The organism is Micromonospora chaiyaphumensis, assembly GCF_900091435.1.
Taxonomy (GTDB): domain Bacteria; phylum Actinomycetota; class Actinomycetes; order Mycobacteriales; family Micromonosporaceae; genus Micromonospora; species Micromonospora chaiyaphumensis.
In genome coordinates this window covers 136,225-150,753 of sequence record NZ_FMCS01000003.1, presented here as the reverse complement: position 1 = coordinate 150,753, position 14,529 = coordinate 136,225, and the positions used below count along the sequence as shown (strand labels likewise).

Here is a 14,529-nt window from a genome sequence, read left to right as displayed (position 1 = left end):
GATGACGGTCGGCAACACCACCACGCAGCGCTCCGCGGACGCCACGGCGACCGGCGCCGCGGTCGACATCGACGAGGTCGCGGTCCGGTTCCGCACCAAGAAGAAGGACGTCACGGCGCTGCGCGACGTCTCGGTGCGGATCGAGCCGGGCGAGTTCGTCGCCATCGTCGGTGCCTCCGGTTGCGGCAAGTCCACGCTGCTCAAGCTGGTGTCCGGCCTGCTGCGGCCCTCGTCCGGCCAGGTCCGCCTGCACGGCGAGGACGTGCGGGGGCCGCGGCGCGACATCGGGTACGTCTTCCAGCGCGCCGCCCTGCTGGAGTGGCGCACGGCCCGGCGCAACATCCTGCTCCAGGCCGAGATGCGGGGCATGCCCAAGGCGCAGGCCCGCCAGCGCGCCGACGAGCTGATCGCCATGACCGGGCTGACCGGCTTCGAGGACGCGTACCCGAACGAGCTGTCCGGTGGCATGCAGCAGCGCGTGGCCCTGTGCCGCGCGCTGCTGCACCGCCCCCCGGTGCTGCTCATGGACGAGCCGTTCGGTGCGCTCGACGCCCTCACCCGCGAGCAGATGAACGTCGAACTGCGGCGGATCTGGCGGGAGACCGGCACCACCGTCCTGCTGGTCACGCACTCCATCGCCGAGGCGGTCTACCTGGCCAACCGGGTGATCGTCATGACCCCTCGACCCGGCACCGTCGCCGAGGTCATCGATGTCGACCTTCCCGTCGAGCGGGACTACGGCCAGACCATGTCGGCGCCGGAGTTCGCCCGCGCCACGGGACGCATCCGGGACCTGCTGGGTGCGACGACGACCGCCGAATAACCACTGGAAGGACACACACGTGGAGCGCACGTCAATCGGGATCATCCTCAACGGGGTGACCGGCCGGATGGGGTACCGGCAGCACCTGGTCCGGTCCCTGCTCGCCATCCGCGAGCAGGGCGGCCTGCCCGCCCGCGACGGCAGCCGCATCTGGCCCGAGCTGACACTGGTCGGCCGCAACGAGGCCAAGCTCGCCGAGATCGCCGCCCGGCACGGGCTGACCTCGTACACGACCGACCTGGACGCCGCGCTCGCCGACGACTCCCACCAGATCTACTTCGACGCGCAGGTCACCGCGCAGCGGGAGAAGGCCATCCGGGCGGCCATCGAGGCCGGCAAGCACATCTACACCGAGAAGCCGCTCGCCGAAGGGCTGACCGGGTCGCTGGAGCTGGCCCGGCTCGCCGCCGCCAAGGGCGTGAAGAACGGTGTCGTGCAGGACAAGCTGTTCCTGCCCGGCCTGCGCAAGCTCAAGCGGCTGGTCGACAGCGGCTTCTTCGGCCGGATCCTGTCGGTGCGCGGCGAGTTCGGCTACTGGGTGTTCGAGGGTGACTGGCAGGACGCGCAGCGGCCGAGCTGGAACTACCGCGCCGAGGACGGCGGTGGCATCACGGTGGACATGTTCCCGCACTGGCACTACGTGCTGGAGCAGATCTTCGCCCCGGTCACGGCGGTGACCGCGCACATCGCCACGCACATCCCCGAGCGGGTGGACGAGACCGGACAGACCTACCGGGCCACCGCCGACGACGCCGCGTACGGCATCTTCGAGCTGGCCGGCGGCATCACCGCGCAGATCAACTCCTCCTGGGCGGTCCGGGTCTACCGGGACGAGCTGGTGGAGTTCCAGGTCGACGGCACACACGGCAGCGCCGTGGCCGGGCTGCGCGAGTGCCGCATCCAGCACCGCGGCGCCACCCCCATGCCGGTGTGGAACCCGGACCTCCCGGTCACCGAGCCGTTCCGCGCCCAGTGGCAGACCGTGCCCGACAACGAGGACTTCGACAACGGGTTCAAGGTGCAGTGGGAGGCGTTCCTGCGGCACGTCGTCGACGACGAGCCGTTCCCGTGGGACTTCCTGGCCGGCGCCCGCGGCGTCCAGCTCGCCGAGGCCGGGCTGCTCTCGGCGCGGGAGGGGCGGCGGGTCGAGATCGAGGAGATCCGGCTGTGACCGCCCGCATCACCCTCCCGCTCGCCGACGGCGGTGCCGAGGAGCTGACCCTGCGCGAGCCGGCCGGCTGGCGGCGGCCGGCCACCCCGCCGGCCAGTCGGATCGCGTACGCGGCGGCGCACGTGGTCGCCGACCCGCACGCCGACAACGCGCCCAGCCGGCCCGCGCGGCTGGACTGGGACGCCACGCTGAACGTGCGGCGCAACCTCTGGTCCTGGGGGCTCGGTGTGGCCGAGGCGATGGACACCGCCCAGCGCGGCATGGGGCTGGACTGGGCGGCCACCCGGGAGCTGATCCGGCGCAGCGCCGCCGAGGCCGCCGCCTGCGGCGGGCGCATCGTCGCCGGTGCGGCCACCGACCAGCTCACCGGCCTGCCCGACACCCTGGACGAGGTGGTCGGCGCGTACGCCGAGCAGCTGGCGTTCGTGCAGGAGTGCGGGGCGACCCCGGTGGTGATGGCCAGCCGGCAGCTCGCCGCGCTGGCCACCGGGCCGGACGACTACCTCAGCGTCTACGAGCAGGTGCTGCGGGAGACGTCCACGCCCGTGGTGCTGCACTGGCTCGGCGACATGTTCGACCCGGCCCTCGCTGGCTACTGGGGCGCCACCGACCTCGACGAGGCGACCAAGACGTTCGTGTCGCTGGTGCAGGCGCACGCCGACCGGATCGACGGGGTGAAGGTGTCGCTGCTCGACGCCGAGCGGGAGGTGCGGCTGCGCGAGCTGCTGCCGCCCACCGTCAAGGTGTACACGGGCGACGACTACCACTACCCGGAGCTGATCGCCGGCGACGGCCGGCGGTCCAGCCACGCGCTGCTCGGCGCGTTCGCGGCCATCGCGCCGGCCGCGTCGGCGGCGCTGCAACGCCTCGACGCCGGTGACACCGCGGGCTTCCGGGAGATCCTGGACCCCACGGTGCCGCTGTCCCGGCACGTCTTCGCCCCGCCGACCCAGTACTACAAGACCGGCATCGCCTTCCTGTCCTGGCTCAACGGCTTCCAGCCCGGCTTCACCATGGTGGGCGGGCTGCACAGCGGGCGCAGCGTGCCGCACCTCGTGCAGGTGTTCCGGCTCGCCGACGCCGCCGGGCTGCTGCTGGACCCGGACCTGGCCGTGGCGCGGATGCGCCGCTACCTGTCGGTTGCCGGGGTGGCCGCATGAGTGTCGACCCCAGCCTGGCGAAGCTGTCGCTCAACCAGCGCACCACCGAGTCCTGGTCGGTGCGGGAGGCCGTCGAGGGCTGCGTCCGCGCCGGAATCCCGGCGATCGGGCTGTGGCGCGAGCCGGTCGCCGAGATCGGGGTGGCCGCCGCCGCGAAGCTCGTCGCCGACGCGGGACTGCGGGTGTCGTCGCTGTGCCGGGGCGGCTTCCTCACCGCGGGCGGCGAGGCCGGCCGGGCCGCGCTGGAGGACAACCGGCGCGCCATCGACGAGGCGGCCGGGCTGGGCACGGACTGCCTGGTCATGGTCGTCGGCGGGCTGCCGCCCGGTTCCCGCGACCTGATCGGCGCCCGGCAGCGGGTGGCCGACGCCCTCGGCGAGCTGGCCCCGTACGCGGGTGAGCGGGGCGTGCGGCTGGCCCTGGAGCCGCTGCACCCGATGTACTGCGCCGACCGGGCGGTGCTGTCGACCCTGGGTCAGGCGCTCGACCTGGCCGAACCGTTCCCGGTCGCGCAGGTGGGCGTCGTCGTGGACACCTTCCACATCTGGTGGGACCCGGACGTCTGGCGGCAGATCGCCCGGGCCGGCGACCGCATCGCCAGCTTCCAGGTCTGCGACTTCCTCACCCCGCTGCCCGCCGACGTGCTGCTCGGCCGCGGCATGATGGGCGACGGGCACATCGACTTCCCGCCGTTCCGGCGGGCGGTCGAGGAGGCCGGCTACACCGGGGACACCGAGGTGGAGATCTTCAACGCCGAGGTGTGGGCGACCGACCCCGACGAGGTCCTCGCCACCATGAAGGACCGTTACCGCCAGCTCGTGCTCGCCGACTGATGCGGGTCGTCGTCGCCCCCGACTCGTTCAAGGGCTCCGCCACCGCCGACGACGCGGCCCGGGCCCTGGCAGGCGGCTGGCTGGCCCACCGGCCCGGCGACGACGTACGGCTGCTCCCCCTGGCCGACGGCGGCGAAGGCACCCTCGACGCCTTCGCCGCCGCCCGGCCCGACGCCGAACGCCGCACGGTGACCGTGCCCGGGCCCGACGGCCGGCCGGTCGCCGCCGCCTGGCTCCTGCTGCCGGATCGCACCGCCGTGCTGGAACTGGCCCGCTCCAGCGGGCTGCCCCTGATGGCCTCCCCCGACCCGCTCGGCGCGCACACCTACGGGCTCGGCGCCGTGGCGCGGGCCGCCCTCGACGCCGGGGCCACCCGCCTCGTCGTCGGCCTCGGCGGCTCCGCGTCCACCGACGGCGGCACCGGCGCGCTGCGCGCCCTCGGGCTGCGCCTGCACGACGACCTCGGCCGGGACCTGCCGCTCGGCGGCGCCGCCCTGGCCGGCCTGGCCCGCATCGACGCCACCGACCTCCGGCCCCCGCCGCCCGGCGGCGTACGGCTGCTGGTCGACGTGACCGCGCCGCTGGCCGGCCCGGCCGGCGCCGCCGCCGTCTTCGGGCCGCAGAAGGGCGCGCAGCCGGCGGACGTGACGCTGCTGGACGACGCGCTGCGCCGGTTCGCCGGGCTGGCCGGCGGCGACCCCGACGAGCCGGGCGCCGGCGCGGCGGGCGGCACCGCGTACGGGCTGGCCGCCGTGTGGGGGGCCGCCATCGTGCCGGGCGCCACGACGATCGCCGACCTGGTCGGGCTGCCCGGCGCGCTCGCCGGGGCGGACGTGGTGCTCACCGGTGAGGGACGGTTCGACGAGACCTCGCTGACCGGCAAGGTGGTCGGTTCGCTGCTGGACTCGGCCGCGGCCGCCGGTGTCCGCGTCGCGGTGGCCGCCGGGCAGGTCGCCGGGCCGGTGCCCGGATCGGTCGCGGCAGCGGTGTCCCTGACGGAGCTGGCCGGCACGGTCGACGCGGCCCTGAGCGACCCGACGCGCTGGCTGGTCGAGGCCGGCGGCGTGCTGGCAGACCGCCTGAGCGCACGCTGACGCAGGGATCCCGCGCGGTGCGCGGTCGTCAGACCGGCGCCGGATCGGCGCCGACCAGGACGGGGGCCCGCGGCGTCCGCCTTCCGTACCGCCGTGGAGACGTTCCTCACCGAGCCGTGATCCGGCGGGCGCCGCGGGCCGGGCCGCTGCTCATAAGCCGAGCTCACGGCCGTCCCCATAGGACGAAAGTCGCCCTCGGGGAAGAGGCGAGCGACCGCATTCTCAGAGATGCGTCGTGGAAATTCCACTCGGGAGAATGCCCATGTTCACCTTGATCTCCCGCCGCTTCCGGAGTGGTCCGCTCGCGCCCGACCGCCGACGCCCGGCAGCGTGCCCTGCAGGAAGGTGCTCCCGATGCCGATGCGTGCAGTCCCCCGTACCGTCCGTCCCCGGGTCGGCGGATGACCGTGAACGCCCTCCCACCCGACGAGTTACTCACCACCACCCGGACGGTCCGGCGGCGGCTGGTGCTCGACCGGCCGGTCCCGCTGCACCTGGTGACCGAGTGCCTGGAGGTCGCGCTCCAGGCGCCCAACGGCGGCAACCGGCAGCCCTGGCACTGGGTGGTGGTCACCGACGCCGGGCTGCGCGCCGCGGTCGGCGAGATCTACCGCAAGGCCTGGCGGAACTACCGCCGGGAGGCCGGACCGGTCCGCACGGCGGCCGACCGGCGGCTGTGGGACGGTGGCGACCACCTCGCGGAGAACCTGGCCCGCGTGCCGGTCCTGGTGCTCGCCTGTGTCTCCCCGTCGGGCGGCCGGCTGCCCGACGGCAACCAGGCCAGCCTGTGGGGCTCCGTCCTGCCCGCCGCGTGGAGCTACCAGCTCGCCGCGCGGGCCCGGGGTCTCGGCACCGCCTGGACCACCGTCCACCTGCGGCACGAGCAGGAGGTGGCGGACCTGCTCGGGCTGCCCGCCACCGTCCGCCAGGGCGTGCTCCTGCCGACCGCGTACGTCGAGGGCACCTTCCGGCCGGCGGCCCGCCGGCCCCTGCACCGCGTGTTGCACGTCAACGGCTGGCAGGGACCGCGCGACGAGCAGCGGGAGGTGGCATGAGCTCCCCGACCGCCGTACCCCGCACACGGGTGGGCCTGGCCGGCCGGCCACGGCTGCTGGGCCCGACCACCGACCTGCCCGGCGGCGGCCGGTCCGCCCCGCTGCGCGTGCCGCACGGGCACCCGTTCTTCTTCGACCACCCGCTCGACCACGTCTCCGGGATGGTCCTGCTCTGCGCCGCGCTCGACCTCGTGGAGACCGACCCGGCCGCGCCCGGGGACGGCTGGCGCCTGCACACCCGGCTGGACTTCCCGGCGCTGTGCGAACTGGGCCGCCCCGTGTCGGTCCGGGGCACCGGCGACGGCGCCGGCCCGGACGGGCTGCGCGTCGACGTGACCCAGGAGGGGTCGACCACCTGCGGCGGCGTGCTGCGCTGGACACCCGGCACGCCACCCGGAGGCCCGGCCGTACGCCGGCTCGACCCGACGCCCTGCCGCGCCGAGCTGCTGCACCGCGCGCGGGCCGACAACGTGCTGCTCGGTGTGCCCGACGAGCAGGAGGACGCGATCACCTGGCCGGTGCTGCGGGCGCCCCACGACCACTACCTGGCCGGGTCGGGCGGCCGCGCCCACAGCACCCGGAGCCTGGTCGAGGCCGCCCGCCAGGTGACCACGATGCTCTTCCACCACGTCGGCGGCCGGCCGGCCGACACCCAGATGATCTGGCTGGGCCTCACCGCGGACCTGCCGTACGTGTGCCGGACCGAGGCGCTCGCCCTGCGCTGGTGGCGGACCCGGATCCGGGGCAGCCGGTTCAGTGTGGTGCTCGACCTGCTGCACGAGACCACCGGGCGGACGCTGGGCGGGGTGACCATCGACGTGACGGCGGTCAGCGCCGCGGCGTACCGGCGCTTCCGGCAGCGCGCGGCCGACGGCGGGGCGTCGTGACCGGCCGCCCCCGGCGGCAGCACGCTCACCAGGTGCTGTTCGTCGTCCTGCTGGCCGCCCTGGCGACGGCCGCGCTGCGGCAGCTCGCCGACATCGGCCGGGCGCCCCACGCGCTGGGCCTGGCCGTCACGCTGGCCTACCTCGGGTGGGTGCTGGCCGAGGCGCGGATCACCTTCCGGGACGCGCCCGCCGACGCGCCGCCCGACCCGACGCTCCCGGCGTACGCCACGGCGCGCACCGCGACCGCGGTGGCCGGGGTGCTGGCCGGCACGCCGTGGACGGCGTGGAGCTGGTGGCTGGCGCTGCCGGTGCTGCTGTTCGCCGGCGGCGTCGCCTTCCGGCTGTGGGCCATCCGGTCGCTGGGCCGGTTCTACAGCCACCGGGTGCTGGCGCACGAGGGACAGCACGTCGTCACCGACGGCCCGTACCGGGTGGTGCGGCATCCCGCCTACACCGGGATGCTCGCCGCCCACGCCGGGTTCGTGGCGTACTTCCTCAACCCGTGGAGCCTGGCGGCGTACGCCCTGCTGGTCGCCGCGATCGTGTGGCGCATCGGCCGGGAGGAACGGATGCTTACCGGGCTTCCCGGCTACCGGAGCTACGCCCTGCACACCGCCCGACTCGTCCCGAAGGTGTGGTGAGCACGATGCCGCTCGTCCGCTCCGGCCCGGCGCTCGCCGAGCCGACCGTGGTGGGGCACAAGTTCGCCCGGCAGCAGGTGCTGCGCGAGGCGGGCTTCCCCGTACCCCCGTTCTTCTGCGTTCCCGCCGAGGAGTTCGACCGGGTGCGGTCGGCGCTCGCGGAGCCGGTGCCGCCGGCCGGCCGGTGGCCGGCGGAGCTCGACGGGTGGGCGGCCCGGCGGCGCGCGGCCGTGCGCGAGCACGGCGTGCCCGACGCGCTGGGCCGGGCCGTGCTGGCGGAGTTCGACCGGCTGGTCGGCCCGGACGGCCTCGTGGCGGTCCGGTCGTGCGCGGTGGCCGGCGGCGACGGCGCGGAACCCGGCGAGGACAGCGCCGTCGACCCGGCGGCCGGCATGACCGACAGCTACCTGTACGTGCCGCGCGACCAGGTGCTGCGCCGGGTGGCCGAGTGCTGGGCGTCCGCCTACACCGACCGGGCGGTGCGCTACCGGTCCCACCGCGGCCTGGCCGTGGACGGGGCCCGGATCGCCGTCGGCGTGCAGCGGATGGTGGACGGGCGGCGGTCGTTCGTGGTGTTCACCCGCGACCCCCGGGACGGCGCCGACCGCCAGCTGGTCGCCGCCGCCCACGGCACCGGCGAGGGGGTGGTGCAGGAACGGGCGGACATCGACCACTTCTTCCGCGACCCGGCGACCGACTCGGTGCGCGCGGCGGTCGTCGTCAAGCGCCGGATGACCGTTCGGGACCCGGAGCGGGCCGGCGCGGTCCGCGACGTGCCGGTGCCCCCGGAGCTGACCGGGCCGCCGGTCCTCGGCGACGACGAGGTCCGCCGGGTGTGCCGGCTGGCCGAGCGGGTCGAGCGGGTGTTCGGCGCCCCGCAGGACATCGAGGGGACGCTGACCGAAGACGGCGAGATCCACCTCGTGCAGGCCCGCCCCGTCGTGCTCGGCGCGGCGGGCGGGCAGTCCCGCGACGCGGCCCCGGAGCGGACCGTCACCTGGACCAACCACAACCTCACCGAGAGCTTCCCGGGGGTGACCTGCGCGCTGACCTTCGCCCAGGCGCGCGAGTTCTACCGGCTGGCGTTCGGCGACTTCTACCGGCGGATGGGCGTGCCGGCCCCGACCCGCCGGCGGCTCACGGCCGAGCTGGCCAGCATGATCGGCATCCTGGACGGCCGGGTCTACTACCGGCTCGACTCCTGGCTGGCCCTGCACTCGACGCTGCCCGGCTTCGCCCTGCTGGCGGCCGCCTGGCAGCGCGGGCTCGGACTGTCCACCACGGAGCTGCCCGCGCCCCCACCGCCGGCGTACCCCGGCCGCCTGCTGCTGCGCGCCGCCCCCGCGCTGGCCCGGGCGTTCCTGCCGCTCCCGGGGCAGGTCCGGCGCTTCCTGCGGTGGTGGGACGAGCGGTACGCGCAGAACGCGGACCTCGACGGGCTCGACCCCGACGAGCTGGTCGCCCGCTACCGCACGCTGTGGACGGAGTTCGGCGAGCGGTGGGGCGTCACCCTCGTCGGCAGCTACGTCCTGCTCGCCGGCGTCGGCACGGTGGAGTGGCTGCTGCGCCGATGGGTGCCGGACCAGGACCGTTCCCTGCTCGCCGGTCTGCTCGCGGGCGGACCGGAGAACCGGTCCCTCGCCGGGGTCCGCTCGGCCGTCGACCTGGCCGACCGGATCCGCGCCACCCCCGGGCTGCCCGAGCTGCTGCGGGCCGGCGACGACCGGGAGACCTGGCGGCAGATCGCCGGTGGCCGCTTCGGCACCGACATCGCCGAGGCCATGCGGCGGCACCTGCGCCGCTACGGCGACCGCGCGGTGCACGACCTCAAGCTGGAGGAACGCTCGCCCCGGCAGGACCCGTGGCGGCTGCTGCCGACGCTGTCCGCGCTGGTCGAACAGGACCCCGCGACGACCGCCCCGGACCGGACCGCCGGTGAGGCGGACGAGGTCCTGCGCCGGGCCTGCCCCCACCCGCTGCGCCGGGCCGTGCTGCGCCGGGTGGTCGGCGTCGCCCGCTGGGGAGTGCGGGTACGCGAGGACACCCGGTACTGCCGCAGCCAGCTCTACGGGGTGACCCGCGACGTCATGTGGCGCCTCGGCGCCACGCTGGTCGCGGCCGGCCGCCTCGACGAGGCCGGTGACGTGGTGCACCTGACCACCGAGGAGGTGGTCGGTGCGGTCACCGGGACGCTGCACGAGCCCGACCTGCGCGGCGTGGTGGCCCGCCGGCGCGCCGCCCTCGCCGAGTCGGCCGCCCGCCCCGCGCCGCCGGCGTTCCTGCGGCTCTCGCCGGCCGACATCGCGGCCGGGGTGCTGCCCGCCACGGGCGGCACCGCGCCGGCCGGGCCGGGCGGCGACGGCCGGGTCCTGCACGGGCTGGCCTCCAGCGCCGGCCGGGCGCGGGCCCGCGCGCGGGTGGTGCTGGACCCGACGGCGGTGTTCGACCGGTCCGGCGACCACATCCTGGTGGCGCGGGAGACCGACCCGGGCTGGCTCTACCTGATGGTCGCCGCCAAGGGCATGGTGGTGGAACGGGGCAGCCTCATGTCGCACACCGCGATCACCGGCCGGTTGCTCGGCATCCCCTCGGTGGTCGCCGTCCCCGACGCCACCCGCGTCATCACCGACGGCAGTTTGATCGAGGTGGACGGCGTGGCCGGCACCGTCCGGCTGCTCGCCGGGACCGAGGAGGCTTCCGCATGCTGACCCCCGCCGGACCGCCCGTCGCGCCACGCTGCCCGGTGCCGGCACCCGCCCGCTTCCCCTTCGCGCCGGGGCCTGCCATGGCGCCGCCCGTGGAGTACGCCGACCTCCTCGACGGGGACGGGCTCACCCCGGTGACCCTGCCCAGCGGCAGTCCCGCGCTGCTCGTCACCCGGCACGCCGACGTGCGGACCGTGCTCGGGGACCCCCGGTTCAGCCGCGCGGCGTACACCGCGAAGCCGATGTTCGCCCGCGAGCGGGACTCGCTGGCGCTGGCGCTCAGCGACCCGCCCGACCACACCCGCCGCCGGCGCGCCGTCGCGGCCGCTTTCACCGCCCGGCGGGCCCGGGACAGCGTGCCCCGCATCCGCGCGCTCGCGGCGGAGCTGATCGCCGCCATGCGGGCCGCCGGCCCGCCGGTCGACCTGGTCGAGGCGTACGCCGTCCCGCTGCCGCTCACCGTCATCTGCGAGCTGCTCGGGATCACCGTCGAGGACGGTGCCCGGTGCCGGCCCTGGATGTCGGCCATGATGTCCACCCACCGGTACCCGCCGGAGGAGGTCGCGCGGGCGCACCGGCGGATGGCCGGGCACCTCGCGGACCTGGTCGACCAGCGGTGGCGGGCCGTCCGCGCCGGGGCGCCCGCCGACGGGCTGCTCGCCGAGCTGGCCCGGCCCGGGCCGGACGACGCCACGCTGAGCCGCGACGAGGCGGTGGCGATGGGCGCCGGCCTGTTGATGGCCGGCTACGAGACCACCGCCAACCAGCTCGCCAGCTGCGTCTGGCTGCTGCTCGCCGAGCGCGGCCGCTGGGAGCGGCTGCGCGCCGACCCCGGCCTGGTCGACGGCGCGATCGAGGAGATGGTCCGGTTGACGTCGCTGAACGCCACCGGCGGGGCGCCGCACGTGGCACTCGAGGACGTGCCGCTGTCCGCGGGGCTGGTCCGCGCCGGGCAGGTCGTGGTGCCGCTCGTGGACGCCGCCGGCCGCGACCCGGAGGTCTTCGCCGACCCGGCCGACCTCGACCTGACCCGCAGCCCGAACCCGCACCTCGGCTACGGCCACGGCCGGCACCACTGCCTCGGCGCACCGCTGGCCCGGGTGGAGCTGCAGGTCGGCGTGGCCAGCCTGCTCGCGGAGCTGCCCGGGCTGCGGCTGGCCGTGCCGTCCGACGAGGTGGACTGGCGGACCGACATGTTCATCCGCGGGCCGTGGCGGCTGCCCGTGACCTGGGACGGGGCGGCCCGGTGAGCGGGTTGCCGGCGGTGCCGGACGTCGTCTTCTCCGACCGGCAGTGCGCCGCCGCGCGCGCCGTCGTCGACGACCTGGGCGGCCCCGAGCGGGTCGACCTGGCCTTCCTGGGTGGCAGCCTCGCCGTGGGTCTCGGGCACGCCACCTCCGACGTCGATCTCTACGTGGTCGCCGACCGGCCGCCGGGGAGCAGCGCCGTGCTGACCCGCGACGGCGTGGAGGTCCACGTGCTCACGCTGGACGCCGCGACCGTGACGCGGCTGGTCGACGTCGGCTCGGCGTACACCGTGACCGGGGTCGACCGCGGCCAGCTCAACCTGGACCCGCGCACCCGGCACGGCCTGGTCCGGGTGCTGACCGGCTGGCGGCTGCGCTGCACCGACGGGTGGGAGCGGGAGCTGGCGCGGCTGCGCCGGGACACCGTCCGGCAGATCTTCGTGGCGCACCACGCGGCCCAGTTCGCCGGGTACGCCGAGGACGTCCTCGGCGCGCTCGATTCCGGCGACCCGTACACGGCGCTGGCCTCCTCGGCGCTGGCCCTGGAGGCGGCGGCCGAGGCGGCGCTGGCTGCTGCCGACGACATCTACCTCGGGGACAAGTTCCTGTTCCGCCGGCTGACGCGCACCCCGGCGACCGCGCCGTGGGCCGACCTGCTCTGGGGACTGCTGCACGAGCCGGTCGCCGCCGGGGAGCCCCTCCCCCGCCTGCGCGAACGCACCGACCGGCGACTGCGGGCCGGCAACCTGCTGCTCGCCTGGTGCGCGTTGGAGGGCTGGCCGGCGCCGCTGGCCACGCTCCCCGCGCCCTCGACAGCCGCACCGGCCCGGCGCAGCCCCTACGCCACGCCGCTGCGCTTCCGCGACGGCCTGGCCCTGATCGGTCCGCGCGAGAGCTACCGCGTGGACGACGCGGTGCTGCGCCGGTGGCGGGACGCCCGGCCCGGCGACCCCGGCGACGACCTGCGCGCGCTGGCCGCGCTCGGGCTGCTCGCCGCCGACGGCGGCCCGGCACCCGGCCCGCCGGACCCCGCCCCGCCGCCCGGTGTACGGCCGGAGCCCCTGTTCGCCTGGCAGCCCCGCACCGACCGGTTGCCCGGCCCCGTGGTGGCCCGCCCGGAGGCGGCGCGATGAGCGGACGCCCCGGCGACGCCGCCGCCCTGGTCGCCGTCGTCGGCGGCGACGGCGCAGGCAAGTCGACCCTGACCGGGCTGCTGCACCGGCGACTGACCGCCGCCGGCACACCGGCCCGCCGGGTGGACCGCTGGGACGTGCTGGCGGAGACGGACTATCCGAGCGCCGCCTGCCTGCGCCCGGACGAGCGCCAGGCACGCTCGTGCGCGGCGCGGATGTCCACCGGGCCGCGCCTGCTGTTCCTGCTCTGGGCCAGCGCCCTGGCGCTCACCGACCGGGCCGGCGGGATGCCCGGCGAGGTCGTCCTGCTCGACGGCTACTGGATGAAACACGCGGCCGCCGAGATCGCGTACGGCGCCGACCCGGCCTGGGTGGAGGCGGTCGCCGCCGGGCTGCCGGCCGCCGACCTCGTCGTCCACCTGCGCGTGGAGCCGGAGCTGGCCTGGGCGCGCAAGGACGGCCGGCCGCTGCCCTTCGAGTGCGGGATGGACCTGACCTGTTCGCGGTCGAGCTTCCTGGCCCACCAGGGGGCCCTGCTGGCCGTGCTGGACCGGTGGGCGGACCGGCACGGGTGGCTCGTCCTCGACGCCACCGCGCCGACGCCCGTGCTGGCGGACCAGGTGATCGCCGCCCTCGCCGACCGACGCGCCACGATGGAGGCATAGTGCGCACCGACGGACTGTTCCTGGCCGGCATCGGGGCGTACGTGCCGCCGAGCGTCCCCACCCGTACGGCGGTGGAGGAGGGCCGGTACGACCGGGAGAGCTGGGCGGCCGACGGCTGGCTCGGCGCGGCCGTGGCCGGGGACCTCGCGGCGCCGGACCTGGCCGTCCGGGCGGCCCGGCAGGCACTGGAGGGCGCGGACGTACGGCCCGAGGAGTTCCGGCTGGTGCTGCACGCCGGCACGCTGCACCAGGGCCCCGACGGGTGGCCGGCGTCGCAGTACGTGCAGCGGCACACCGTCGGCGGCTCGGCCCCGGCCATGGAGGTCCGGCAGGCCTGCAACGGCATGCTGGCCGCCGTGGGACTCGCCGCCGGCTACCTCGCCGGGTCGGCCGGGGCGGCGCTGCTGACCGGCGCCGACAACTTCGGCACGCCCCTCGTGGACCGCTGGCGCTACAGCGCCGGGGCGGGCACCAACCGGGGTTCCGTGCTCGGCGACGCGGGCACGGCGCTCGTGCTGTCCCGGCGGGCCGGCTTCGCCGAGGTGCTGGCCGTCGGCTCGGTGTCGATGCCGGCCGGGGAGGAGCTCTACCGGGACGAGCACCCGCTGTTCCCGCCCGCCTGCACGGTGGGGCGGCCGATGGCGCTGGGATCGCGCTTCGCCCGGTTCGCCGCGGCCGACCGGGACGCCTTCACCCGGATCAAGCGGACGCTGCAGGAGGAGCGGACCGCCCTGGCCCGGCGCACCCTGGCCGAGGCGGGCGTGCTGCCGGAGCAGATCACCCGGGCGGTCCACCTCTTCTCCGGCGGCGAGCCGTACGTGCGCAGCGTCCTCGAACCGATCGGCATCGACGCCGACCGCGGCGTGCTCGACTACGGCCGGCGGGTCGGTCACCTCGGGGTCAACGACCACGTCGCCGCGCTGGCGCACCTCATCGAGACGCGGGCCCTCGGGCCCGGCGACCACGTCCTGCTGGTCAACAACGGCGGCGCCTTCTCGGCGTCGTGCGTCGTGCTGCGCCTGCGCCACCTGCCGGCCCGCCCGCAGGGCTGAGCCCGACGACGACCAGGGCGGCGGCCCCCTGCGGGGGGCCGCCGCCCTGCTGTCGCGTTGCCG

General features: G+C 76.2%; 13 protein-coding genes. All 13 read left to right on the top strand.

Features of this window, described 5'->3' with window-relative positions; all coding sequences use genetic code 11:
- Window position 1 precedes the first annotated feature (1 nt).
- The 13 genes from GA0070214_RS10020 (at window position 2) to GA0070214_RS09960 (ending at window position 14,466) form a co-directional block, all read left to right on the top strand.
- Window positions 2-823 (top strand): ABC transporter ATP-binding protein, encoded by an 822-nt coding sequence (locus GA0070214_RS10020; RefSeq protein WP_091261704.1) that lies wholly within the window; start codon window positions 2-4, stop codon window positions 821-823.
- Window positions 824-842: 19 nt separating this feature from the next.
- Window positions 843-1,994 carry a Gfo/Idh/MocA family protein gene (locus tag GA0070214_RS10015; protein ID WP_091261703.1) on the top strand — a complete coding sequence of 384 codons (1,152 nt, stop codon included), beginning with the start codon at window positions 843-845 and terminating at the stop codon, window positions 1,992-1,994.
- The gene (locus GA0070214_RS10010) at window positions 1,991-3,154 is read left to right on the top strand and encodes a dihydrodipicolinate synthase family protein (RefSeq protein ID WP_091261702.1); all 1,164 of its coding nucleotides are present in this window, start codon (window positions 1,991-1,993) and stop codon (window positions 3,152-3,154) included. The genes GA0070214_RS10015 and GA0070214_RS10010 overlap by 4 nt, the downstream gene beginning before the upstream one ends.
- Window positions 3,151-3,987, top strand: coding sequence for a sugar phosphate isomerase/epimerase family protein (locus GA0070214_RS10005; RefSeq protein ID WP_091261701.1), 837 nt, complete (start codon window positions 3,151-3,153; stop codon window positions 3,985-3,987). Before GA0070214_RS10010 ends, GA0070214_RS10005 begins: the two co-directional genes overlap by 4 nt.
- Entirely contained in the window at window positions 3,987-5,081 is a 1,095-nt protein-coding gene (locus tag GA0070214_RS10000; RefSeq protein ID WP_091261700.1) for a glycerate kinase, read from the top strand. The genes GA0070214_RS10005 and GA0070214_RS10000 overlap by 1 nt, the downstream gene beginning before the upstream one ends.
- Window positions 5,082-5,482: 401 nt before the next feature.
- Window positions 5,483-6,136 carry a nitroreductase family protein gene (locus GA0070214_RS09995; protein WP_091261699.1) on the top strand — a complete coding sequence of 218 codons (654 nt, stop codon included), beginning with the start codon at window positions 5,483-5,485 and terminating at the stop codon, window positions 6,134-6,136.
- Complete coding sequence (locus tag GA0070214_RS09990; RefSeq protein WP_091261698.1) at window positions 6,133-7,023, top strand: AfsA-related hotdog domain-containing protein; 891 nt, start codon at window positions 6,133-6,135, stop codon at window positions 7,021-7,023. The genes GA0070214_RS09995 and GA0070214_RS09990 overlap by 4 nt, the downstream gene beginning before the upstream one ends.
- A 32-nt stretch (window positions 7,024-7,055) precedes the next feature.
- The gene (locus GA0070214_RS09985) at window positions 7,056-7,664 is read left to right on the top strand and encodes a methyltransferase family protein (RefSeq protein ID WP_139141784.1); all 609 of its coding nucleotides are present in this window, start codon (window positions 7,056-7,058) and stop codon (window positions 7,662-7,664) included.
- A 5-nt stretch (window positions 7,665-7,669) separates the two neighbouring features.
- Window positions 7,670-10,372, top strand: coding sequence for a PEP/pyruvate-binding domain-containing protein (locus GA0070214_RS09980; RefSeq protein ID WP_091261697.1), 2,703 nt, complete (start codon window positions 7,670-7,672; stop codon window positions 10,370-10,372).
- Window positions 10,366-11,619 (top strand): cytochrome P450, encoded by a 1,254-nt coding sequence (locus tag GA0070214_RS09975; protein ID WP_091261696.1) that lies wholly within the window; start codon window positions 10,366-10,368, stop codon window positions 11,617-11,619. Before GA0070214_RS09980 ends, GA0070214_RS09975 begins: the two co-directional genes overlap by 7 nt.
- Window positions 11,616-12,749, top strand: a complete 1,134-nt coding sequence (locus GA0070214_RS09970) for a nucleotidyltransferase domain-containing protein (RefSeq protein ID WP_139141782.1) — start codon at window positions 11,616-11,618, stop codon at window positions 12,747-12,749. Before GA0070214_RS09975 ends, GA0070214_RS09970 begins: the two co-directional genes overlap by 4 nt.
- Entirely contained in the window at window positions 12,746-13,414 is a 669-nt protein-coding gene (locus tag GA0070214_RS09965; protein ID WP_091261694.1) for a dTMP kinase, read from the top strand. Before GA0070214_RS09970 ends, GA0070214_RS09965 begins: the two co-directional genes overlap by 4 nt.
- Window positions 13,414-14,466 carry a ketoacyl-ACP synthase III family protein gene (locus GA0070214_RS09960; RefSeq protein WP_091261693.1) on the top strand — a complete coding sequence of 351 codons (1,053 nt, stop codon included), beginning with the start codon at window positions 13,414-13,416 and terminating at the stop codon, window positions 14,464-14,466. Before GA0070214_RS09965 ends, GA0070214_RS09960 begins: the two co-directional genes overlap by 1 nt.
- Window positions 14,467-14,529: the final 63 nt, after the last annotated feature.

Coding starts and splice junctions, on each gene's coding strand:
- GA0070214_RS10020 (WP_091261704.1), top strand. CDS start 2: ATGACGGTCGGCAACACCACCACGCAGCGCTCCGCGGACGCCACGGCG.
- GA0070214_RS10005 (WP_091261701.1), top strand. CDS start 3,151: ATGAGTGTCGACCCCAGCCTGGCGAAGCTGTCGCTCAACCAGCGCACC.
- GA0070214_RS10000 (WP_091261700.1), top strand. CDS start 3,987: ATGCGGGTCGTCGTCGCCCCCGACTCGTTCAAGGGCTCCGCCACCGCC.
- GA0070214_RS09995 (WP_091261699.1), top strand. CDS start 5,483: ATGACCGTGAACGCCCTCCCACCCGACGAGTTACTCACCACCACCCGG.
- GA0070214_RS09990 (WP_091261698.1), top strand. CDS start 6,133: ATGAGCTCCCCGACCGCCGTACCCCGCACACGGGTGGGCCTGGCCGGC.
- GA0070214_RS09980 (WP_091261697.1), top strand. CDS start 7,670: ATGCCGCTCGTCCGCTCCGGCCCGGCGCTCGCCGAGCCGACCGTGGTG.
- GA0070214_RS09975 (WP_091261696.1), top strand. CDS start 10,366: ATGCTGACCCCCGCCGGACCGCCCGTCGCGCCACGCTGCCCGGTGCCG.
- GA0070214_RS09965 (WP_091261694.1), top strand. CDS start 12,746: ATGAGCGGACGCCCCGGCGACGCCGCCGCCCTGGTCGCCGTCGTCGGC.